This is a genomic window from Microbacterium sp. LS_15 (assembly GCF_041954735.1).
Classification (GTDB): domain Bacteria; phylum Actinomycetota; class Actinomycetes; order Actinomycetales; family Microbacteriaceae; genus Microbacterium.
On record NZ_JAVAYD010000015.1, the window covers coordinates 16,158 to 37,595 of the forward strand.

Consider the following 21,438-nt stretch of genomic DNA (forward strand, 5'->3'; position numbering starts at 1 on the left):
GCAGTCTAGCGATCGCCTCTGCTCAGTCCAGGAGGCGAAGGAGGGCGAGTTCGTCGTCGCGCGTGAGTCCGGCGCGACGCGAGCGGTCGACGCCCCGGCGGTCCTCGTCGGCGATGACCGTCGCGATCGTCTCCTCGAGCGATCGGAGACCGCCGCCCGCCGCGCGGTAGCGCTGGTTCGAGCGACGCATGAACCCCGTCATATCGGCGGGCAACCAGAGCGGGAGCGACCGCTCCCCCATCCAGTAGTCGACACCCTGTGCGGCCAGCCAGTCGTCCGCGGCCTCCACGGTGTCGCCCTCGTGCTGCGCGGCGGAACGGAACAGGGCGAGCACGTCGACGAGCGGATGCCGGTCGCCGATCGCGTTCATGACGCCGGTGGCCGTGGTCGTCACGACGAACTCCGCGAGGTCGTCGACATCGATGACCTGCGCATCCCTGCCGCCGGCGAAGGGCACGAGCACGGGTTCGGCGCGCGCCCGGAGGAACGCCGCAGCCCAGTAGCCGAAACGATCGCTCGGGTCGCCGTCGCCCACGATCAGCCCGGGCCTGACCACCAGCGTCCGATCCTCCCCGAGCCGGCGGACGGCGTTCTCGGCGGCGACCTTCTGCGCGCCGTAATCGTCGCTCAGCGACTCGGCGGCCGCGACCAGCGCGGCGGACTCATCGGCATCCTCCTCCTCGTCATCGGCATACACCGAGACCGAGGACACGTATGTCCAGCGACCCGCTCGCGCACCGAGCGCGGCGACCGCCGCGCTCACGTGGTCTGCGCGGGACGACACATCGACGACCTGATCCCAGTCCCTGCGCGACACCACGTCGTAGACGGCGGAGTCGTCACGGTCGCCGAGCATCAGCGTCGCGCCAGGCGGCGCAGGGCGCCCACCCCGCGCGAGGCACGTCACCGCAGCGCCCGAGAGCAGCCAGCGCTGCGCGATGCGACCGGACAACCACCCGGTTCCGCCGAGGATCAGCACATCCGTCATGCCCTCATGTCATCAGGATCCGAGGCGCGAGGAAAGCCCATCCGCTCAGAGCGGAGCGCGGGTCACGGCTGACGCAGATCCTCGAGCCCGTCCAGCACCGGCACGGTCCACGCGGGGTCGGGGCGCCAGGCGATCCACTCCGGGTCGAACGGCCAGGCTCCGGCGGTGAACGAGGCGATGGCCGCCGCGGCGTGCTCGGTGATCTGCGCTGCCTGATCGCTGTCCAGACGGCCCTGCTCGACCGCGGCGATGAGCTCATCCTCGTCCTTCATGACGATCCGCCCGTCCGGCTCGATCTCGACGTCGAGGATGTGGTCCGACGTGAACGTGTCGCGGTCGGTCCGCAGATGCGCGTTCTCGAGGTTCACGTACCAGCCGGCGAAGGTCCAGTCCGCACTCGTCGCCTCACTCCAGAACAGCCAGACCGACCAGGGCCGATCGGCCGGAGCGATCCGCAGGATGCCGTTGCCCACCCACTGCTCCACGATCCGCCGGCGCGGTTCGATCCAGCGCCTCTCCAGCGGAACCGTGCGCACGCGCTGCCCGTCGGCCGCGCCTTGCCCCTCCTGCTCCGTCCCCGGCGCGAGCCAGGCGACGAGCCCGCGCTCGTCGTCGCGGACGACGCGCATCGGCGTGATGGTCGACGGCTCGCCGCGGAGCCAGCCCGGACGGCGGTAGTGCCAGTCGATCTGATCGCCCGGGGCGAGGAACGGAGCCTCTCCCAGTGGGCGCGTCCCGTGCGGGACTGCTGGCGGCGTGGCGTGCGGGTTCACGGTCGTCATCTCGCCACGGTACCGTGTGGCGCCGTGGGACCCGTGCTGCGCCCCTGCGTGGGCGCAGCACGAGTCGCCCGTTCCGACGTGGTCCGTCAGTCGCGGATCGCGGCTCCGAAGCGCCCGGCGGCGACGGCGACGCCCGCAAGCTTGGCCTCGGTGGCCTCAGCAGCAGTCAGTGTGCGATCGTCGGCGCGGAAGCGCAGCGCGAACGTGAGGCTCTTCGCGCCCTCGGGAAGGCCCTCGCCGCGGTAATCGTCGACGAGGCGGACCGACTCGAGCAGCGCGCCGGCGCCCTCGCGCAGGGCTGCGCGGACATCGCCGGCCGGCACCGCCGCGTCCACGACGAGCGACACGTCCTGCGTCGCCGCGGGGAACGTCGACAGCGACGGAGCGACCGCCTTCTCGCCGGCGAGCGAGAGGATGCCGTCGAGGTCGAGTTCGACCACGGTCGCCCGTCCGGGAAGATCCGCGGCGGACGCCACGTCGGGGTGCAGCTCGCCCACGTAGCCCACCTCGGCGCCGTCGACCGTGAGCACGCCGGTGCGGCCGGGGTGCAGCGCCGCGCGCTGCGACTGGGCGACGTCGATCGTCACACCGGCTGCCTCGCCGATGACGCGCACGGCATCCAGAGCCTCGGAGAGACCGGACGGCTCAGCGGCACGGCCGGGCTGGCGGGTTACGGTGTTGCCGGTGAGCAGCAGCGCGACGTGGCAGTGCTGCGGCGGGATCGACGCGTTCAGCTGCGCGAGGGTCTCGTCGGAGGGACGCTCACCGAGCGGCGGCACCTCGTCGGTGCCGTAGGTGACCCCGGCCTCGGGGAGGAAGACCACACCCGTCTCGAACAGCGCGAGATCGGTCAGGCCGCGGGAGATGTTGCGGTGCGCAGTCTGCAGCAGTCCGGGGACGAGCGAGCGCCGCAGGAACGGGGCGGCCCCGTCGAGGGCGTTCGCCAGCCGGATGCTGGGCAGGTGCTCCCCCGACGCCGACCCGTGCAGGTCGTTCTGCGCCTCCGTCGTGAACGGGAACGAGGGCGTCTCGACGAGACCGGCGGCGGCGAGGGCGTTCGCGACGCGACGCCGTCCCTGCTGATGAGCGGTCAACCCCCGGCCGGAGGGCGGGGTCGGCAGCACCGACGGGATGCGGTCGAGCCCGTGGATGCGCGCGACCTCCTCCGCCAGCGACCACTTGTCCGTGATGTCGGGACGCCAGGTGGGCGGGATGACGGTCCACCCGGCTCCCTCGGATCCCGACCCCGTCGAGGCGTTGACCTCGGCGCCGATCATGGTGAGCGCATCGGTGATCTCGGCATCCGTGTAGTCCACGCCGATGAGGTTCTGAACGAAGCCGGCGGGCAGCTCGATCTCGGCGACGAAGATCTCGGCGAACAGCGCGCCGCCCTCCTCCGTCAGCGTCCCTCCAGCCAGCTCGACCATGAGGTCGGCGGCGCGGCGGGCTGCGACGAACGGCACGAGCGGGTCGACGCCTCGTTCGAAGCGCTTGGACGCCTCGCTCGGCAGCTTGTGCCGGCGGGCCGTGCGCGCGATCGTGATGGGGTCGAACGTCGCCGCCTCGATCAGCACGTTCGCGGTCGTCTCGCTCATCTCGGTGGTGCCGCCGCCCATCACACCAGCGAGGCCGATCGGGCCGGAGTCGTCGGTGATGAGCAGATCCTCGACGTGGAGCTTCCGTTCCTGACCGTCGAGCGTGGTCATCTTCTCGCCGGGCGTCGCGCGGCGGACGGTGATGCCGCCCTGGAGCTTGTCGAGGTCGTAGCCGTGCAGGGGCTGTCCGAGCTCGAGCATCACGTAGTTGGTGATGTCGATGAGCACGCCGAGCGACCGCATGCCGGCGAGGGCGAGACGAGCGATCATCCACGGCGGGGTGGGACGCGAGGGGTCCACCCCGCGCACGACGCGGGTGACGAACTCGCTCGCCCCGACGGTGCCGCGGATCGGCGCCGAGTCGTCGACGATCGCCGTGTGCCCCGTGCCCGGCTGCAGCTCGGCGAAGTCCCGCTCGGCGGGGTCGCGGAAGGAGGCGCCGGTCGCGTGCGAGTACTCGCGGGCGATGCCGCGCACCGAGAACGCGTAGCCGCGGTCGGGCGTGACGTTCACGTCGACCGCGACGTCGTCGAGGCCGAGCAGCGCGATCGCGTCGGCGCCGACGGGAGCGTCGATGCCGAGATCCGACAGCACGAGGATGCCGTCGTGCTCGTCGCCGAGGCCGAGTTCGCGTGCCGACGCGATCATGCCGTCGGACACGTGCCCGTAGGTCTTGCGCGCGGCGATGGGGAACGGACCGGGCAGCACGGCTCCGGGGAGCGTCACCACGACCTTGTCGCCGACGACGAAGTTGTGCGCGCCGCAGACGATGCCGCGGACGCCTCCGTTCGCCTCGCCGACGTCGACCTGACACCAGTTGATCGTCTTGCCGTTCGACTGAGGCTCCGGCTCGAGCGACAGCACCTGGCCGACGACGATCGGACCCTGCAGCTCGAAGCGGTGGACATCCTCCTCCTCGAACCCGACGGAGACCATGGCCGCGAGGACGTCCTCGGGGGTCGTGTCCGCTGCCACATCGACGTATTCACGCAACCACGAGAGCGGGACGCGCATCACACCACCATCCCGTACTGCTCGCTGAAACGGACATCGCCCTCGGCCATGTCGCGCATGTCCTGCACGTCGCTGCGGAACATGAGTGCCCGCTCGACGCCCATCCCGAACGCGAAGCCGCTGTAGACGTCGGGGTCGATCCCTGCGGCGCGCAGCACGTTCGGGTTCACCATGCCGCACCCGCCCCACTCGATCCAGCGCGCGCCGCCCTTGAAGGTCGGGTGCCACAGGTCGAGCTCGGCAGAGGGCTCGGTGAACGGGAAGAAGTTCGTGCGGAAGCGCGTCTTGGCCTCCGGACCGAAGAGCTGGCGCGCGACGTGGTCGAGCGTGCCCTTGAGGTGGGCCATGGAGATGCCCTTGTCGATCACGAGACCCTCGAACTGCGTGAACACCGGCAGGTGCGTGGCGTCGAACTCGTCGGTGCGGTAGACCCGGCCGGGGCACAGCACGTAGATCGGCACATCGCGGTCGAGCATCGAGCGCACCTGGACGGGGCTCGTGTGCGTGCGCATCACGAGGTGCCGCGAGGGCGGGTCGACGTAGAACGTGTCCTGCTCCTGGCGGGCGGGGTGGTCGACGTCGAAGTTCAGGGCGTCGAAGTTGAACCACTCGTGCTCGAGCTCCGGTCCCTCGGCGATCTCCCACCCCATGCCGACGAAGATGTCGGAGATCTGCTCGCTGAGGAGGGCGAGCGGATGCCGGGCGCCCACGCGCGAACGCGAGGAGACCGCGGTGATGTCGACGCGCTCGGACTCGAGCCGGGCCGCGACCTCGGCGGCGGCGAGCTCGGATTCCTTGGCTGCGAGGGCCTGCGTGACCCGTCCTCGTCCCTGTCCGACGAGCTTGCCGAACGCGGCCTTGTTCTCGGGGGCGACCTGGCGCATCGAGGCGTTCAGGACGGCCAGCGGCGATCCCTCCGCGACGTGCGCCGCGCGAGCGGCTTTCAGCTCGGCGGTGTCGGCTGCCGCGGCGATGGCGTCGAGCGCCGCCGCGACCGCGGCTTCGACCGCTTCCGGGGTGATTTCGAGAGACTCAGACACGAGAGTCGAGTCTACCGGCGCACGGTGCCGCGCTCAGACGCCGCCCGTACCCGTACTCGTGCCGTCGAACTTGCCTGCGCCGCGCTGCATCGCGATGAGCTCGGTGTTGGTGCCGTCCTGGTGCTGACGCGGGTCGCGTCCCCCCGCCGGTCCGCCGGGCGCCCCTGCTCCTCCCCGGAGCTTGGGCGACCGACGCGTGCGGATCTCGAGCCAGCGCGCGACGCCGGACAGCATGAGGCACATGATGATGTAGATGCCGCCGATCACGAATGCGGACTGCAGCACGGGGCGGCCCTGCTGCGAGGTCAGCTGCTTCGCGAAGTACAGCAGCTCCGGGTAAGTGATGATGAAACCGAGCGCGGTGTCCTTGAGGGTCACGACGAGTTGGGCGACGATCACGGGCAGCATCGCGCGGATCGCCTGGGGCAGGAGGATCAGTCGCATGACGCCGCTCTTGCGGAGTCCGATCGCGTAGCCGGCTTCCTTCTGGCCGCGAGGCAGAGATTCGACGCCGGCGCGGAGCACCTCGGCGAGCACGGAGCCGTTGTAGACCATGAGCGCGATCACGACGGCCCAGTACGGCTCCATCTTCACGCCGACCGTCGGCAGGCCGTAGTAGAGCAGCATCATGAGCACGAGCACGGGAACCGCGCGGAAGACCTCGGTGATGACGGTCACGGGTACGCGGATCCAGGCCTGGTCGGACAGGCGGCCGATCGCGAGCACGAACCCGACGACGAGGCTCAGGACGCCGGCGAGGGCGAACGCGGCGAGGGTGCGACCGAGGGCGCCGAAGATCTGCGTCCACACGGCGCTGAAGGTGAAGACGTACCAGCGCGATGCGTCGAACTGCCCGCTGACGGCGAAGCGCCAGACGATGAAGCCGAGCAGGGCGAGGATGACGACCACGGTCGCCACCCCGAGCAGACGGTTCCGCAGGATCGCCTTCGGACCGGGGACGTCGTACAGGACGGAAGTCATCGCGCGATCCTCCACTTGTTCTCGAGATATCGCTGGAGCCAGCTGAGCAGCAGGACGAGGGCGACGAAGATCGCCGCCACCCACAGGAGGACGACGAGCGCATTCTCACCGCGCTCGCTGAGGTAGGAGCGGATCGCTCCCAGCTCGAGGACCGAGAATCCGGCGGCCACCGTCGTGTTCTTGAGAAGAGCGATGAACACGCTCATCATCGGCGGGACGACCGAGCGGAACGCCTGCGGGAGCACGACCAGGGACATGACCTGGCCGAAGGGAAGGCCGATGGCCCTGGCGGCCTCCGCCTGCCCGACCGGGACGGTGTTGATACCGGCACGCAGCACTTCGGCGACATAGGTCGCGGTGTAGATGCCGATCGCGAGGATGCCGAGGATGGTGGTGCTGAGCTTCGGCAGTCCCAGCTGGGGGTAGCCGAAGACGAAGAAGAAGAAGACGAGCGTCAGGGGGGTGTTGCGAATGAGGTTCACGTACACCGTGCCGACGCCTCGAGCGATCGGGACGGGTGAGACGCGCATGGCGCCCACGATGATCCCGAGGACGAGAGCGAGGACACCGCCGCCGAAGAAGATCAGCAGGGTGTTGCCCAGCGCCCTTCCCCACAGGTCGGTGTTTCCGAAGATGACGTCCACGCCGTCCTCCCCTTCTGAGTTCTGAGGAGGGGGCGGCCGCGGCGGGCCGCCCCCTCGGGTCGTTCAGTCGATCAGTCGACGGCCGGCTGGGTGACCTCGATGCCCGAAGAGCCGAGGTTCTTGTCGAAGATCGCCTGCCAGATGTCGCCGCCGTCGGTGAACATCGTGTTGATGAACTCCTGCAGCGCGGCGTCGTCCTTCGCGAGGCCCACGCCGTAGCGCTCCTCGGTGAACGGCTCGCCGACGACCTTGAGGTTGTCGGGATCCTGCGCCGCGTAGCCGATCAGGATCGCCTGGTCGGTCGTGACGGCCTGGACCTCACCCGAGAGCAGCGCCTCGACACACGCGGAGTACAGGTCGAACTCCTTGGTCGGGACCTCCGGGTAGTTGGTGCGGATGTTCTGGATCGGCGTGGAGCCGGTCGCCGAGCACACCGTGGTGTCCGCGTTGAGGTCGGCCTCGCTCTTGATGTCGTCGTTGTCGGCGGCGACGAGCAGGCCCTGTCCCGTGATGAAGTACGGACCGGCGAAGGCGATCTGCTCCTTGCGCTTGTCGGTGATCGAGTACGTGCCCACGTAGTAGTCGATGTCGCCGTTGGTGATCGCCTGCTCGCGGTTCGCCGATGCGATCGGCTTGAACTCGATCTTGTCCTCGTCGTAGCCGAGCGAGGCGGCGATCCAGCGGGCGATGTCGACGTCGAAGCCGGTGCGCTCATTGGTCGTCACGTCGAGGTAGCCGAGTCCGGGCTGGTCCTCCTTGACGCCGACGACGACCTTGTCGCGCTCCTTGATCGCGTCGAACGTGGGGCTCCCCTCGAGGTCGACGTCCGTCGCCACCTCGAACCAGGTCGAGTCCTCTCCGCCCTCGTCGCCACCGGTGCCTCCGCCGGGGTTCGAGGGGCTGCCGCTGTTGCAGGCCGTCAGGGCGAGCAGTGCTGCGGCTGCGATACCGAGTCCTGCCAGTGTCCGTGTGCGTCGCATGTGCGTCTCCTTCGTGTGCTGTGTGTGCAGGGTCTGTGAAGTGTGCGGGGTGCGCGAGAGAGGGTCAGTGCGTGAGGAGCTTCGAGAGGAAGTCCTTGGCCCGGTCGCTCTTCGGGCTCGTGAAGAACTCCTCGGGCTTCGCCTCTTCCACGATCTGCCCGTCGGCCATGAAGACGACGCGGTCGGCCGCCTTGCGGGCGAACCCCATCTCGTGGGTCACGACGATCATCGTCATGCCCTCCTGAGCGAGCTCGACCATGACGTCGAGCACCTCGTTGATCATCTCGGGGTCGAGCGCGCTGGTGGGCTCGTCGAAGAGCATCACCTTCGGATGCATCGCGAGTGCGCGGGCGATCGCGACGCGCTGCTGCTGGCCGCCGGACAGCTGCGCGGGGAGCTTCGATGCCTGCTGGGCGACGCCGACGCGCTCGAGCAGGGCCATCGCCTCCTTCTCGGCATCCGCCTTCTTCTGGCCGCGGACCTTGATCGGGCCGAGCGTCACGTTCTCGAGGATCGTGAGGTGCGCGAAGAGGTTGAACGACTGGAACACCATGCCGACGTCGGCACGGAGGTTCGCAAGTCCCTTGCCCTCGGCGGGCAGAGCCTTGCCGTCGATGCTGATCGTTCCGCTCGTGATGGTCTCGAGGCGGTTGATCGTGCGGCACAGGGTCGACTTGCCCGACCCCGACGGGCCGATCACGACCACGACCTCGCCGGCGTTGACCGTGAGGTTGATATCCGTGAGCGCCTGGAAGTCGCCGTAGTGCTTCTGCACGTCGTCGACCACGACGAGGGGCTTATCAGAGGTCATCATTTCTCCAAACTAGCCACGGGGGTGGCGGGTCTCCAGGCGGGCTCGTCGAGATTTACACGTTCGTAATCCCCTGATCGAGCCCGTTCCGGCCGACCAGCGGAGTGCCCCCCGGTCCGCCCCCGCAGACCGTGGGGGCGTCCCTGCTGCCGTGCCCCTCCCCCGAAGGGCGCGAGGCAGCAAGCCTCCGATCGGATGAGATCGCGAGGCGATCCGGCGGGATGCCTGAGCCCGAGCCTGCGGGCAGGTCGTCGGGTCTGTGGCATCTGAATTCTCCGTCGAATCGTGCGCGATCGACCCCAGATTGGCAGAGCAGGATGCCGCGACGAGAACTTCTTGAGGATTTCTTGAGGCGTCAGTCGCGCTGCTCGCGGAAGTACTCGACCGCCCCGGGGTGCAGGGGAACAGGACCCGTGAAGATCGCCTGGGTGCGGTCGAGGAGCGCGGCGGCCGGCACATCGTGCGCGAGCCGGGTGCGACCGTCGAAGAGTCCTCGCAGGACGTCGCGCACCACCCCTGGCGGAGTATCGCTCGAGGTGACGAGGTAGTTCGGCACCGCGAGCGTCGGCTCCGACTCCTCCAGGCCGTACAGACCGACCGGCAGATCGGAGGGCCGGTACGCGTACGAATACCGCTCGTTCACGTCGTTCACCCAGCTCTGCTCGATGGGCAGGAGCCGCACGGGCGTGGTCTGCGCCAGTTCGGCGATGCCGGGGGTCGGGATGCCGCCGACCCAGAAGAATCCGTCGATCTCCGCGCTCTCGAGCGCCTCGATCGACGCGGCGAGGCCGAGCTCCGGGTCGCTGATCGACGAGGGATCCACGTCGGCGGCATCCAGCACCCGCGACGCGATGACGTTGACCCCGGAGTTCTCGGCCCCCAACGAGACGACGCGCCCCGAGAGGTCGTCGAGTCCGTCGATGTCGGAGTCGGAACGCACCACGACGTGCAGGTACTCGTCGTACAGACGGGCGACGGCCTGCACAGGCAGCGGCTCCGGGAAGGCGCCCTCGCCCTCCACGGCATCCGCGGCTGCATCCCCCTGTGCGAAGCCGAGGAGAGCATCCCCCGAACTGACGCGGAGCAGGTTGTCGACCGAGCCGGCGGTCTGTTCCGCGGTCACGCGGACATCGAGGGCGGCGGAGAGCTCGTCGGCCAGGCCTTCGCCGTAGGCGAAGTAGACGCCGTTGGCGCCTCCCCCCGCGATCTCGTACGCGGTGTCGTCCCACTCGCCGGAACGCGGCGAGCACGCGGTGACCGACGCCGCGACGAGCACGGCGAGCACTCCGGCCACGATCGGGCGCGCGGCCTCGCGCCGCCTCATGCGTGGACTCCGTCCGGCAGGAGCAGCGTGACGAGCAGTCCGCCGCCGTCCGGCGACTCGACGAGGAGCTCGGCGCCGAGGGAGTCGAGCAGGTCGGTCGCGATCGCGAGCCCGAGCCCCGAACCCGGAGTGTCCCCCCTGTCATCGCTGCGCCAGAACCGATCGGTGGCGGTGGCCGCCTGCTCGGCGGTGAGACCGGGACCCTGGTCGCGCACGGTGAGCCGGCACGACTGCTCGTCCCGCCGCGCCGTGACGACCACGATCGAATCGGGTGTCGAGTACTTCACGGCGTTGTCGATCACGGCATCCAGGGCGCTCTCGACGATCGTCCGGTCGGTCACGCTCATCACCGGCTCGCCTCCCGTCGCCACGACGGAGATCCCCCGGTGGCCGGCGACGTCGCGCCACGCCTCCGCGCGCCGACCGGCGAGGGCCGTGAGGTCGACCGCCGAGATCGCGGTGTCGCCGCGTCCGCCCCTGGCCAGCCCGAGCAGCGTCTCGAGGATGCGCGCCATGCGCCGCCCCTCCTCGCGTGTCTCCTCGACGTCGTCGCGCCAGTCGTCGCCGAGTCCCGTCGACAGGTGCTCGACGCGCAGGAGCAGGGCGTTGAGGGGGTTCCGAAGCTCGTGGGAGGCGTTCAGCGCGAACTCCTGCTGCCTCGTCATGACGCGTTCGATCTCGTCGGCCATGCCGTTGAACACGCGCGTCATCCGTCGCAGTTCGGGCGGCCCCGTGTCCTCGGAGACGCGGGCGTCCATCTCCCCTCTCTCGATCGCGGCCATCGCCTCGTCGAGTCGCCGCACGGGCGAGAGCACCCAGCGCGCGAGCTGCATCACCAGCAGGATGCCGAGACCCACCGTGGCCAGCGCCACGAGCGAGAGGACGATGACCTGCTGCACGATCTCGGCCCGCGGAGCCGCGGTGTCGGCCGACACCATGACCGCTCCGATCACGTCACCGTCGTCGAAGACCGGCTCGACGAGCGACGACTCGGCGACGCTCCACGGGAACACCGGCGCCGGGGCCTCCGCTCGCCGCCCCGACAGCGCGAGGCCCACGCGCGCGGTCTCCTCGTCGGACAGCACGTCGTCATCACGGTCACCCGCCGCCCACGCGGTGCCGGCGAGATCGAACACGCGGACGTCGATGTCGTACACCTCGTGGAACCGGCGCACCTCGGCGTCGATCACCGTGGCGCTCCCCGAGCGCAGCGCCTGTCTCGCACTGGTCACGAAGTACGCGAGATCACCGAGCTGCTCGGTGTAGAAGGCCTGTTGGATGCTGCGCGTCGCGCTCCACGCCGTGGCGCCGCCGAGAGACACGAGGATCGCGATCAACGGCACGAGGAAGACGACGACCAGGCGTCTGCGCATCCCTCAGCCCGCCAGCCGGTAGCCGACGCCGCGGACGGTCTCGATCAGCCGGCGCTGACCTGCTTTGCGACGGATCGCTCCGACGTGCACCTCGAGGGAATGGCCGAATCCGCGCCAATCGGTGTTCCACACCTCGCGGATCAGTCTCTCCTTCGGCACGGCCACGCCGGGGTAACGCGCGAGCACCGCGACGATGTCGAACTCCTTGCGCGTCAGCTCTATGGGGCCTCCGTCGACCATGACCTGCCGGGCCACGAGATCGATCCGCACCGCGCCACCGTCGAGATCGACGACGCCCTCCGACTCCGGTCGCACCGGGCGGGAGCGCCTCGTGACCGCCTCGATGCGGGCGAGCAGCTCGTGCACGTCGTAGGGCTTGACCACGAAGTCGTCGGCGCCGGCCCGCAGCCCCTTGATGCGCTCGGTCACCTGATTGCGTGCCGTCACGATCACGATCGGCACGTCGGAGCGTCCGCGGATGCGCCGGCACAGGTCGATGCCGTCGACATCGGGGAGGCCGAGGTCCAGGAGGACGACCTCGGTGTCGGCGCCGAGGAGGTCGAGCGCTGCGGCGCCGTCGGCCGCGCGCACCGTGGCGTAGCCGGATCGGGCGAGGAACGCGTCGAGTGCGGCGGCGACGCGCTCGTCGTCCTCCACGATCAGAATCCGCATCGACCCCGGTCCCCTTCTCCGCCCACGCGCAGGGACAAACCCTACCAGCCGGGGTGCCCGTCGAAGAGTCGTCGACGGCGGTGTCAGGGAAAGGGTCAGGCAGGGGTGCCGGCGCGCTGCGCGAAGGCGCTCTCGTACAGGCACACGCTCGCTGCGGTGGCGAGGTTCAGGGACTCGGCCCGGCCGAAGATCGGCAGCTTCAGCACCCGGTCGGCGCGGTCGAGCGCGTCGTCGTCGAGCCCCCGTGCCTCGTTCCCGAACAGCCACCCCGTCGGCCCGGCGAGCACCCCCTCGGCACGTGCCTGCAGCAGATCATCGCCCTTGACGTCCGCGGCGAGGATCGTGAGCCCGGCGGCATGCGCGCGCTGCACGACGTCGTCGAGCTCGGCTCCCACCGACACCGGGAGGTGGAAGAGGGAGCCCGTGGTCGCGCGCACGACCTTCGGGTTGTAAGGGTCGACAGTGCGGCCGGTGAGCACGACGGCATCGGCGCCCGCCGCGTCCGCCGCCCGGATGATCGTGCCCAGGTTCCCCGGGTCGCGGATCTCCTCGCAGATCGCGACCAGCCGGGGCGACGCGTCGAAGATGTCGCGCACCGAGGTCGGCGTCTGCCGGACGACGGCGACGAGCCCCTGCGGCGTCACGGTGTCGGCCATGGCATTGAGCACGTACTCGGTGACGAACTCCACCGTGACGTCGGCATCCGACGCCTTCGCGCGGATGTCGGGATGCTTGTCCCATCCGGTCGGCGTCGCGAACAGTTCGACGATCGCCTCGGGGCTGTAGGTGAGCGCCTCGCGGACCGCCTGCGGCCCTTCCGACAGGAACAGACCCGTCTCTGCGCGCGCGCTGCGCTTGGTCAGCTTCGCGACAGCACGGACTCGGGGGGACCGGGGGTTCTCCAGCACGATCTCAGTCTAGGGAACAGCGACGCCTGATCCGCGGAGAACAGCGGGGAAACGACAGAGGGCGCCTTCCCGGAGGAAGGCGCCCTCTGTGCTGACGAGCCGCTTACGCAGCCGACTTCGGCGCGTTGACGTCGGAAGGCAGAGCCTTCTTGGCCGTCTCGACGAGCGTCGTGAACGTCGCCGCGTCGTTGACCGCGAGGTCGGCGAGCATGCGACGGTCGACCGTGACACCCGCGAGGCCGAGGCCCTGGATGAAGCGGTTGTACGTGATGCCGTTCTGGCGTGCAGCGGCGTTGATGCGCTGGATCCAGAGGCGACGGAAGTCACCCTTGCGCTTGCGACGGTCCCGGTACGAGTAGACCAGGGAGTGGATGACCTGCTCCTTGGCCTTCCGGTACAGGCGCGAACGCTGACCGCGGTAGCCGGACGCGCGCTCGAGGATGACGCGGCGCTTCTTGTGGGCGTTTACTGCCCGCTTGACTCTTGCCATTTTCGTGTGTTCCTATTCGTGCGTTCGGCGCGTCAGCGGCCGAGAAGCTTCTTGGCGACCTTGAAGTCGGCCTTCGAGAGCACCTGGTCCTGGTTCAGGCGACGGGTGCGACGGCTCGACTTGTGCTCGAGGTTGTGGCGCATGTTCGCCTGCTGCTTCTTCAGCTTGCCGCTGCCGGTGATCTTGAAGCGCTTCTTAGCACCCGAGTGGGTCTTCTGCTTCGGCATCTTCTCTTCCTTCGTATGGCGCCTTCTCAGGCGACGGGGTCAACCCGCGGTGCGGGAGTCGGTGGGGGCGGTCGTCACTCCGCCGCGGCCTCGGCCGGAGCATCGGCCTCGTGCTTGGCGTCGCGCGCTGCCTGCTTCTTCGCGTCGCGGACGGCGTTCTGCTCCTGCTTCGCCTCGGACTTGCTCTTCAGCGGGGCCACGATCATCACCATGTTGCGACCGTCGATGGTCGGGTTCGACTCGACGGTGCCGAGCTCGGCGACGTCCTCGGCGAACTTGCGCAGCAGACGCACACCCTGCTCGGGACGCGACTGCTCACGACCGCGGAACAGGATCATGGCCTTGACCTTGTCGCCGGCCTTGAGGAAGCCCTCGGCGCGCTTGAGCTTCGTCGTGTAGTCATGCGCCTCGATCTTCAGACGGAAGCGGACCTCCTTGAGAATGGTGTTCGCCTGGTTGCGGCGAGCTTCCTTCTCCTTCTGGGCGGCTTCGTACTTGAACTTGCCGTAGTCCATGATCTTGACCACGGGAGGCTTCGAGTTGGGGGCCACCTCGACGAGGTCGAGGTCGGCTTCCTGCGCAAGGCGCAGCGCCGCCTCGATGCGGACGACGCCGATCTGCTCACCCGCGGGGCCGACGAGGCGGACCTCGGGGACGCGGATGCGCTCATTGGTGCGGGGATCGCTGATGCGGAACTCCTTAGACGATGGGATTCGGCCATCAGGATGCTGTCTGCATCCCGAGCGAAATCGGAATCGTCCCCCACCCGCCGACGGTCAGACGCCGGCTTCGCACCCTGTCTACCGGACGCATCTGACGACGCGATCCGGCGGAGTGCAAGACCCGGTAGCCTGGAACGGCAAGCGCGGGTGGGAAGTGAATCCTCTTTCGTACCGGAGCATGACGCTCCGGAGCCCGACACAGTCTAACAGAGAGCAAGGCGAAGTGACGAACCAGGTATCGGACGATTCCGCACGCGAGCGCGAGGAGCGCTGGGCACGGCAGGAGGAGGCCGCCTCGTCGGCCACCCGCGACATCGCCGACGTGCCCGCCGTGGAGGTCATCACCACCGCCGCCGTGCACCTCATGAGCGCCGCCGCCGTGAAGCTGGGGCTCGCCGACGACCCGAATGCGGCCGAGCAGCTCGACCTCGACGAGGCCCGCAAGCTCATCAACGCCCTCGCCGGTCTGATCACCGCCGGCGCGCCGGAGATCAGCGACATGCACGCCCGCTCCCTGCGCGACGGACTGCGTTCCCTCCAGCTCGCGTTCCGCGAGGCGTCGACCATCCCCGATCCGATCGGCAAGGGTCCCGGCGAGAAGTGGACCGGCCCGGTCACCTGACCGACCCCGCGGATCCTGCTCCGGATCGTCGATCGAGCACGTCTCCCCCGGTCGTTGAGCGAGCGTCCCTCTTCGGGTCGTTGAGCGAACCCAGCGAGACGAAACGCCCTACCGCTCCAGGACCACGGGCGCCGCCGTCGACGGACCCCCGCACGGGTCGGTGGAGTGCGTCCAGTCGATCGTCTCCTCGGACTCCGCGAGGAGGATGCCGTCGGCATCGAACACGCGGACGGTGATGTCGTCCGGAGCGCTGAAGCCGAACCCGAACGCCCCGGCGTCTCCGCGCTCCGGCACAGAGAGGTCGGTGCTCGGCGTCGTCTCGACTCCCGGCGCCGTCGAGCACCCCGCGTCCACGCACACCTGCAAGAAGACGTCGGAGCCGTAGGCCGAGGAGTCGATCGTCACCACGTTGCTCCAGCCGATCGCCGTGCAGGCACCGGGCGGGAATGCACACCCGGCGAGCAGCGTGACCGCGGCCACCAGCATTCCGACCGCGCCCACCCGTCTCATGCCGCGAGCCTAGCGCTGCCGGGCATCAGGCGGAGCGACGGAGCTTGACCGTGAGGGAGTCGGCGAGCACCGCGATGCGATCGTCGGCCGCCCACCGCTGCGCGAGACGGGCGAGCACGGCATCCAGCACTTCACGCTCGAGACCGTCGACGAGCTCCAGGACGACGACGAGCTCGGGACCCCGCAGCCGCGCGTCCGGGTCGCCGGCGGCGACCGACACGTCGATCACGGCGAGCTCGTGTGCGACGCTCTCCTGGAGGGCACGGAAGACCTCCGGCGACAGGAAGCTGGGCTCCCACGCAAGCCCCTGCGCGATCGACCAGACCGCGGGTCGACGGATGACGAACTCGGTGTCGGCGGTCGGGTCGAGCACGATGAGATCCGTGTCCTCGGCGGATGCCGACAGAGCCACGCGCACGGCCTCGACGGGGATCGGCCGCGCCGCGGCATCCCAGTGCTGCATCGTCTGCACCGACGAGAACACCGGCTGCACGCGACGCCCGTCGGGCGCCGCGACCGTCACGATCGACAGCTCCTGCGTCTTGTCGACGGCGAGACCGCTGGGCGCCACGCCCTCCTCGCCCTTCTCGGCGATGAGGGGAATCAGCACCCGCGCGGCGCGGAACGCGTCGACCACCTCGACCTGCGACCCCTCGCCCGCGCGGAACCTCAGCAAGGCCGACAGCAGCGCGGGGTCGGCTGATCCGTCGTCGCCGGAGTGCGGGTTCGACTCGAAGCTGCGGCCCTCCCACGGCACCCCGGCCGAGTCGGCGTGGTGATGCCCGACGGGGCCCGGGTCGTCAGTCCCCTGCGACATCCAGAGCCTCGGCCAGCGTGAACGCGCCGGCGTAGAGGGCCTTCCCGACGATCGCACCCTCGACACCGAGCGGCACGAGGTCGCGAAGAGCGATGATGTCGTCGAGATTCGAGATGCCGCCCGACGCCACGACGGGCTTCGGCGTGCGCGAGGTGACCTCGCGAAGCAGTTCGAGGTTCGGGCCCTTGAGCGTCCCGTCCTTGGTGACGTCGGTGACGACGTAGCGGCTGCACCCGGCATCCTCGAGGCGCTCCAGCACCTCCCAGAGGTCGCCACCCTCCTTCGTCCAGCCGCGCGCGGCCAGCGTCGTGCCGCGCACGTCGAGCCCCACGGCGATGGCCTCGCCGTAGCGGCCGATGACGTCGGCAGCCCACTCGGGGTTCTCCAGTGCAGCGGTTCCGAGGTTGATGCGCGTCGCACCGCTCTCGAGGGCGGCCTCCAGCGTCGCGTCGTCGCGGATGCCGCCGGACAGCTCGACGTTCACGTTGCGGTACTGCTTGATGACCTTGCGCAGGATCGGGGCGTTGCTGCCGCGTCCGAACGCCGCATCGAGGTCGACGAGGTGGATCCACTTCGCACCCTGCGACACCCACTCGCCGGCCGCGTCGAGCGGGTCGCCGTAGCTGGTCTCGGTGCCGGCCTCACCCTGGGTCAGCCGAACGGCCTTGCCGCCGGCCACATCGACCGCGGGAAGCAGGGTGAGAGAGGGGGACTGCGCGAAGTCGTTCATGACGTCCTCAGGTGAGATGGGATGCGCCTGATCACCGGCACGAGAAACGACATTAGCCTCCGCGGCAGTCCGCTCCAAATGAGATGACGGTGAGGGACCGGCCACACGCTGTAGCCTCGATATCACGTCTATTCGGTCGATGAGGAGATGGTTCATGGCGCGCGACGGGGAAGCATACGGCGGAGGCCCCCTGCGGCGGGGTAACACTCCCCCGCCACCGGCGCCCGAGATCGTCGAGCACGTGCCCCTCTCACCGCAGGACGACGACGACTGGCCCACTCTTCCGGCCAGCGCGCTGCGACCGCGGCCCGAGACACTCGACCAGGCCGATGGCGACGCAGGAACGGCGCCGTCGACGCGCGCCGAGGCCGCGGCCGCTGCATCCGGGGGATCGCCCGCCGCTCCCGTGCGGCCCGAGGCGCCCGTCTCCCCGACGCCCGGCACTCCTGCCGCCGCGCCTTCCGCGCCCGGAGCGCCCGGCGCACCGGCCCAGCCGACCGCACCGGCCCAGCCGACCACGCCCTCTCAGCCGACCGCACCGGCGAGCCAGCCCATCGTCTCCTCCGTCCCGACGCTGCTGCCTGCTCCGACAGCGCCGCCTGCCCCGACCTCCGTGCCCACGACGGCGCCGGTTCCGACGCGTCCCGCTCCGGCAGCGCCGACGGCACTGCCGGTGCAGCCGCTCCAGCCCGGGCAGCCCGCGCCGGTGCAGCCTGCGCAGCCGGTGCGCTCTGGCCAGCCGGCCGCCCCTGTCGCGTCGGCGCCCGTCGCCCCGGCCACCGGAGCTCCGGCGGCGCCCGCTGCTCCCCCGTCGATGCCGTCCGGTGCCCAGGGCGCACCGGGACCCGCCGGTACCGCCCCGACCGTCGATCCGCTCACCTCATCGCGTCGACTCCAGCGGGAGCAGGGCCTGGAGCGACGCTCCTTCCTGCAGCAGGACCCCCGCGAGGAGCCCGCCCGCCACGGAGGTCGCGGCGTGCTCAACCGGCTCGGCTTCTCCCTCGCCCCGAACGCGCAGGAGCGCGCGGTGCGCGAGGACGAGCACGCCGTGAGCCGGCACTGGCCGGGCCCGCGCACGGTCGCGGTCGTGAACGGCAAGGGCGGTGCGGGCAAGACCCCCGCGACCGTGCTGCTCTCGGCCGTGTTCGCGCAGTACGGCGGGGCCGGGGTGCTCGCCTGGGACAACAACCAGACCCGCGGCACGCTCGGCTGGCGCACCGAGACCGGCGCCCACGACCGCACACTGCTCGAGCTGCTCCCGCAGACGCAGCGGCTCCTCGGCGCCCAGGGTCAGTCGGCGGACCTCGCCCACTTCGTGCATCATCAGCCGCAGGAGAAGTACGACGTGCTGCGCTCGAAGCCCATCCGTCTCGCGCACGAAAACCGGCTGAGCCCCGATGACGTGGACGCGATCCACGCCGTGGCTGCGAAGTTCTACCGCCTCATCATCATCGACTCCGGCAACGACGAGTCCGACCCGATGTGGCTGCGGATGATCGAGCTCGCCGACCAGATCGTCGTCGCCACCACCACCCGCGACGATCATGCGGAGGCCGGCGCTCTGCTGCTCGAGGCCCTCGAGGACCGCGACGAGCGCTCAGCGCGACTGGCGCGCGAGTCTGTGGTCGTGGTCAGCCAGGCCGACCCCAAGGCGTCGTCGGCCGACGTCGCCGAGGTCGTGGCCGGGTACCAGCCGCTCGCCCGCGACGTCGTGCAGATCCCGTTCGACCGTGAGATGGTCGACGGCCACCTGCGGCTGCGGGCTCTGGCCGCGCCGACGCAGCGCGCCTGGCTGTCGGCCGCTGCCGCGGTCGCACGCGGCTTCTGATCAGTCGCGCAGGCTGTTCACCCAGTTGCGCAGCAGCTGGATGCCGGCTTCCCCGGACTTCTCGGGGTGGAACTGCGTGGCGGAGAGCGGACCGTTCTCGACGGCCGCGAGGAACGGCTCACCGTACGTCGACCAGGTGAGCACGGGCTGCGGGAACGGCGGGATGACGTCGAGCTCCCACGACTGCGCCGCGTACGAGTGCACAAAGTAGAACCGCTCGTCTTCGATCCCACGGAACAGGATGCTGTCTGCGCCCGGCTCCACCGTGTTCCACCCCATGTGGGGCAGCACCGGAGCGTTGAGCTCGGTGACGGCACCCGGCCATTCGCCGAGCCCCTCCGCATCGGTGCCGCGCTCGACGCCGTGGGCGAAGAGCACCTGCATGCCGACGCAGATCCCGAGAACCGGGCGGCCCCCCGCGAGGCGGCGATCGATGATCTCGTCCCCTCCGTGCGCGTGGAGCGCGTCGCGGACCGCCTGGAACGCGCCGACGCCGGGGACGAGCAGGCCGTCGGCCTCGAGCGCCTCGGTGCGGTCGCGGGTGAGCACGGCATCCGCGCCTGCCGCGACGAGTGCCTTGACGGCGGAGTGCACGTTGCCCGACTCGTAGTCGAACACGGCGACGCGGGGTGCCCCGGTCACAGCGCGCCCTTCGTGGAGGGGATGCCGTCGACGAGCGGGTCGAGCGCCTTCGCCTGGCGGAACGCCCTCGCGAACGCCTTGTACTCGGCCTCGGCGATGTGGTGCGGATCGCGTCCGCCCAGCACCCGCACGTGCACGGTCAGCCCGGCGTTGAACGTGATCGCCTCGAACGTGTGGCGGACGAGGGAGCCGGTGAAGTGGCCGCCGATGAGGTGGTGCTCGAAACCCGCCGGCTCGCCCGTGTGGACGAGGTAGGGGCGCCCCGAGATGTCGACCACGGCCTGGGCGAGTGCCTCGTCGAGGGGCACGAGCGCGTCCCCGTAGCGGGAGATGCCGGATTTGTCGCTCAGCGCCTCGCGGATCGCCTGGCCGAGCACGATCGAGATGTCCTCGACCGTGTGGTGAGCGTCGATGTTCGTGTCGCCCGAGGCGCGGACAGTGAGGTCGGTCAGGGAGTGCTTCGCGAACGCCGTCAGCATGTGATCGAAGAAGGGCACCGACGTGTCGATGTGGCTCGCACCGGTGCCGTCGAGGTTCAGCTCGAGCTCGACAGTGGACTCCGAAGTGCTGCGCACACGCGTCGCGGTGCGAGGGGTCAGGGCGGTGCTGCTCATGAAGCCGATCCTATCGAGGCCAGTGCGTCGAGGAACGCGGTGGTCTCCGCCTCCGTGCCGGCGGTGACCCGGAGGTGCCCCGGGATGCCCACGTCGCGGATCAGCACGCCGCGGTCGTACAGCTGCTGCCAGACCGCACGGGGATCGGAGACGCCCCCGAAGAGCACGAAGTTCGACCATGATTCGTGGGGCGTGTACCCGAGCGCCTCGAGCGTCGCCGAGATGCGGTCGCGCTGCTCGATGATCTCCTCGACCATGCCGAGCATGACGTCGGAGTTGCGCAGAGCCGCGATGGCGGCGGCCTGCGTGAGCGCGCTCAGGTGGTAGGGCAGTCGCACGAGGCGCAGCGCGTCGATGAACGCGGGATCGGCCGCGAGGTAGCCGACGCGTGCACCCGCGAAGGCGAAGGCCTTGCTCATCGTGCGCGAGACCGCGAGTCGCGGACGGCCGTCGAGCAGCGTGAGCGCCGATGGCGCCTCGCGCGGAGCGAACTCCTGATACGCCTCATCGACCACGACGATCCCGCGGCTGGCCTCGTACACCGCCTCGATCACATCGAGCGACAACGGGGTTCCGGTCGGGTTGTTCGGCGCGCACAGGAGGATCACATCGGGGTCGGCCTCTTCGACCTGCGCGGCAGCATCGTCGGGAGTGAGCGAGTAGTCGGGCTGGCGCGTGCCGGCGACCCACGTCGCGCCCGTGCCCTGCGCGATGAGCGGGTACATCGAGTAGGTGGGTGCGAAGCTGAAAGCGGTGCGCTCCGGACCGCCGAACGCCTGAAGGATGTGCTGCAGGACCTCGTTCGAGCCGTTCCCTGCCCAGATCTGCTCCGCCTCGAGACCGTGCCCGAGATACTCGGCGAACCCCTCGCGCAGGGTGGTGAACTCGCGGTCGGGGTAGCGGTTGACGTCACGCAGAGCCACGGCGATGTCATCGAGAATGTCGCTCGCCACGGCATCCGGGACGGGATGCGTGTTCTCGTTGACGTTCAAGGCGATGGGCAGCGGCGCCTGAGGGGCCCCGTAGGGAGTGAGTCCTCGAAGATCGTCACGAAGCGGGAGGTCGGCGAGTGATGCGGTCACCCTTCCCATGGTAGGCCGCGCAGTGGCGCCCGGCTGCCGGGT

23 protein-coding genes are annotated in these 21,438 nt (G+C 69.9%); 2 read left to right on the forward strand and 21 right to left on the reverse strand.

Translation table 11 applies throughout. The features are described from left to right. Nucleotides 1-22: 22 nt before the first annotated feature. From RAC69_RS14905 to infC, 15 genes are all read right to left on the reverse strand, one after another. On the reverse strand, nucleotides 23-988 hold the full coding sequence (locus tag RAC69_RS14905; RefSeq protein ID WP_375087515.1) for an NAD-dependent epimerase/dehydratase family protein: 966 nt from the start codon (nucleotides 986-988) through the stop codon (nucleotides 23-25). A 62-nt stretch (nucleotides 989-1,050) separates the two neighbouring features. Further along, nucleotides 1,051-1,770 carry a DUF402 domain-containing protein gene (locus RAC69_RS14910; RefSeq protein WP_375087516.1) on the reverse strand — a complete coding sequence of 240 codons (720 nt, stop codon included), beginning with the start codon at nucleotides 1,768-1,770 and terminating at the stop codon, nucleotides 1,051-1,053. An 86-nt stretch (nucleotides 1,771-1,856) separates the two neighbouring features. After that, nucleotides 1,857-4,379, reverse strand: a complete 2,523-nt coding sequence (pheT, locus tag RAC69_RS14915) for a phenylalanine--tRNA ligase subunit beta (RefSeq protein WP_375087517.1) — start codon at nucleotides 4,377-4,379, stop codon at nucleotides 1,857-1,859. Beyond that, nucleotides 4,379-5,419 (reverse strand): phenylalanine--tRNA ligase subunit alpha, encoded by a 1,041-nt coding sequence (gene pheS, locus RAC69_RS14920; protein ID WP_375087518.1) that lies wholly within the window; start codon nucleotides 5,417-5,419, stop codon nucleotides 4,379-4,381. Before pheS ends, pheT begins: the two co-directional genes overlap by 1 nt. Nucleotides 5,420-5,452: 33 nt before the next feature. Next, complete coding sequence (locus RAC69_RS14925) at nucleotides 5,453-6,400, reverse strand: amino acid ABC transporter permease (protein WP_375087519.1); 948 nt, start codon at nucleotides 6,398-6,400, stop codon at nucleotides 5,453-5,455. Next, nucleotides 6,397-7,044 carry an amino acid ABC transporter permease gene (locus tag RAC69_RS14930; RefSeq protein ID WP_096713640.1) on the reverse strand — a complete coding sequence of 216 codons (648 nt, stop codon included), beginning with the start codon at nucleotides 7,042-7,044 and terminating at the stop codon, nucleotides 6,397-6,399. The genes RAC69_RS14925 and RAC69_RS14930 overlap by 4 nt, the downstream gene beginning before the upstream one ends. A gap of 71 nt (nucleotides 7,045-7,115) precedes the next feature. Then, nucleotides 7,116-8,024, reverse strand: a complete 909-nt coding sequence (locus tag RAC69_RS14935) for a glutamate ABC transporter substrate-binding protein (protein WP_375087520.1) — start codon at nucleotides 8,022-8,024, stop codon at nucleotides 7,116-7,118. Nucleotides 8,025-8,088: 64 nt separating this feature from the next. Continuing rightward, nucleotides 8,089-8,838 (reverse strand): amino acid ABC transporter ATP-binding protein, encoded by a 750-nt coding sequence (locus tag RAC69_RS14940; protein ID WP_375087521.1) that lies wholly within the window; start codon nucleotides 8,836-8,838, stop codon nucleotides 8,089-8,091. 352 nt (nucleotides 8,839-9,190) lie between these two features. Continuing rightward, complete coding sequence (locus tag RAC69_RS14945) at nucleotides 9,191-10,159, reverse strand: TAXI family TRAP transporter solute-binding subunit (protein ID WP_375087522.1); 969 nt, start codon at nucleotides 10,157-10,159, stop codon at nucleotides 9,191-9,193. After that, nucleotides 10,156-11,532 (reverse strand): ATP-binding protein, encoded by a 1,377-nt coding sequence (locus tag RAC69_RS14950; RefSeq protein WP_375087523.1) that lies wholly within the window; start codon nucleotides 11,530-11,532, stop codon nucleotides 10,156-10,158. Before RAC69_RS14950 ends, RAC69_RS14945 begins: the two co-directional genes overlap by 4 nt. Nucleotides 11,533-11,535: 3 nt before the next feature. Then, nucleotides 11,536-12,204, reverse strand: a complete 669-nt coding sequence (locus RAC69_RS14955) for a response regulator transcription factor (RefSeq protein WP_341933979.1) — start codon at nucleotides 12,202-12,204, stop codon at nucleotides 11,536-11,538. Nucleotides 12,205-12,299: 95 nt separating this feature from the next. Beyond that, nucleotides 12,300-13,112 carry a TrmH family RNA methyltransferase gene (locus tag RAC69_RS14960; RefSeq protein WP_375087524.1) on the reverse strand — a complete coding sequence of 271 codons (813 nt, stop codon included), beginning with the start codon at nucleotides 13,110-13,112 and terminating at the stop codon, nucleotides 12,300-12,302. A 103-nt stretch (nucleotides 13,113-13,215) separates the two neighbouring features. Then, nucleotides 13,216-13,602, reverse strand: a complete 387-nt coding sequence (rplT, locus tag RAC69_RS14965) for a 50S ribosomal protein L20 (protein WP_045252681.1) — start codon at nucleotides 13,600-13,602, stop codon at nucleotides 13,216-13,218. A 32-nt stretch (nucleotides 13,603-13,634) separates the two neighbouring features. Then, on the reverse strand, nucleotides 13,635-13,829 hold the full coding sequence (gene rpmI / locus RAC69_RS14970) for a 50S ribosomal protein L35 (RefSeq protein ID WP_067357502.1): 195 nt from the start codon (nucleotides 13,827-13,829) through the stop codon (nucleotides 13,635-13,637). 74 nt (nucleotides 13,830-13,903) lie between these two features. Then, complete coding sequence (infC, locus tag RAC69_RS14975; protein ID WP_341936214.1) at nucleotides 13,904-14,542, reverse strand: translation initiation factor IF-3; 639 nt, start codon at nucleotides 14,540-14,542, stop codon at nucleotides 13,904-13,906. Nucleotides 14,543-14,774: 232 nt separating this feature from the next. Between infC and RAC69_RS14980 the strand changes: the two genes are divergently transcribed. After that, nucleotides 14,775-15,173 (forward strand): DUF1844 domain-containing protein, encoded by a 399-nt coding sequence (locus RAC69_RS14980; RefSeq protein WP_375087525.1) that lies wholly within the window; start codon nucleotides 14,775-14,777, stop codon nucleotides 15,171-15,173. Between the two features lie 108 nt (nucleotides 15,174-15,281). On the opposite strand, the gene RAC69_RS14985 is transcribed toward RAC69_RS14980, so the two are convergent. Genes RAC69_RS14985 through priA form a run of 3 tightly spaced genes read right to left on the reverse strand, consistent with a single transcriptional unit; the run spans nucleotide 15,282 to nucleotide 17,230 of the window. Next, complete coding sequence (locus tag RAC69_RS14985) at nucleotides 15,282-15,683, reverse strand: hypothetical protein (protein ID WP_375087526.1); 402 nt, start codon at nucleotides 15,681-15,683, stop codon at nucleotides 15,282-15,284. Nucleotides 15,684-15,708: 25 nt separating this feature from the next. Continuing rightward, nucleotides 15,709-16,500 (reverse strand): SseB family protein, encoded by a 792-nt coding sequence (locus tag RAC69_RS14990; protein ID WP_341933975.1) that lies wholly within the window; start codon nucleotides 16,498-16,500, stop codon nucleotides 15,709-15,711. Further along, nucleotides 16,484-17,230 (reverse strand): bifunctional 1-(5-phosphoribosyl)-5-((5-phosphoribosylamino)methylideneamino)imidazole-4-carboxamide isomerase/phosphoribosylanthranilate isomerase PriA, encoded by a 747-nt coding sequence (priA, locus tag RAC69_RS14995; protein ID WP_341933974.1) that lies wholly within the window; start codon nucleotides 17,228-17,230, stop codon nucleotides 16,484-16,486. The genes RAC69_RS14990 and priA overlap by 17 nt, the downstream gene beginning before the upstream one ends. A 241-nt stretch (nucleotides 17,231-17,471) precedes the next feature. Here priA and RAC69_RS15000 point away from each other — a divergent pair, with 241 nt between their 5' ends. Then, nucleotides 17,472-19,058, forward strand: coding sequence for a MinD/ParA family protein (locus tag RAC69_RS15000; RefSeq protein WP_375087527.1), 1,587 nt, complete (start codon nucleotides 17,472-17,474; stop codon nucleotides 19,056-19,058). On the opposite strand, the gene hisH is transcribed toward RAC69_RS15000, so the two are convergent. The 3 genes from hisH to RAC69_RS15015 are packed head-to-tail and all read right to left on the reverse strand — an operon-like array spanning nucleotide 19,059 to nucleotide 21,405. Further along, nucleotides 19,059-19,700 carry an imidazole glycerol phosphate synthase subunit HisH gene (gene hisH / locus RAC69_RS15005; protein ID WP_375087528.1) on the reverse strand — a complete coding sequence of 214 codons (642 nt, stop codon included), beginning with the start codon at nucleotides 19,698-19,700 and terminating at the stop codon, nucleotides 19,059-19,061. It abuts the gene before it with no gap. Further along, nucleotides 19,697-20,314: an imidazoleglycerol-phosphate dehydratase HisB gene (gene hisB, locus RAC69_RS15010; protein WP_375087529.1), complete on the reverse strand. Its 618-nt coding sequence runs from the start codon at nucleotides 20,312-20,314 to the stop codon at nucleotides 19,697-19,699. The genes hisH and hisB overlap by 4 nt, the downstream gene beginning before the upstream one ends. Further along, a complete protein-coding gene (locus tag RAC69_RS15015; protein ID WP_375087530.1) occupies nucleotides 20,311-21,405 on the reverse strand; it encodes a histidinol-phosphate transaminase in 1,095 nt (364 codons plus the stop codon). The genes hisB and RAC69_RS15015 overlap by 4 nt, the downstream gene beginning before the upstream one ends. Between the last annotated feature and the right edge of the window lie 33 nt (nucleotides 21,406-21,438).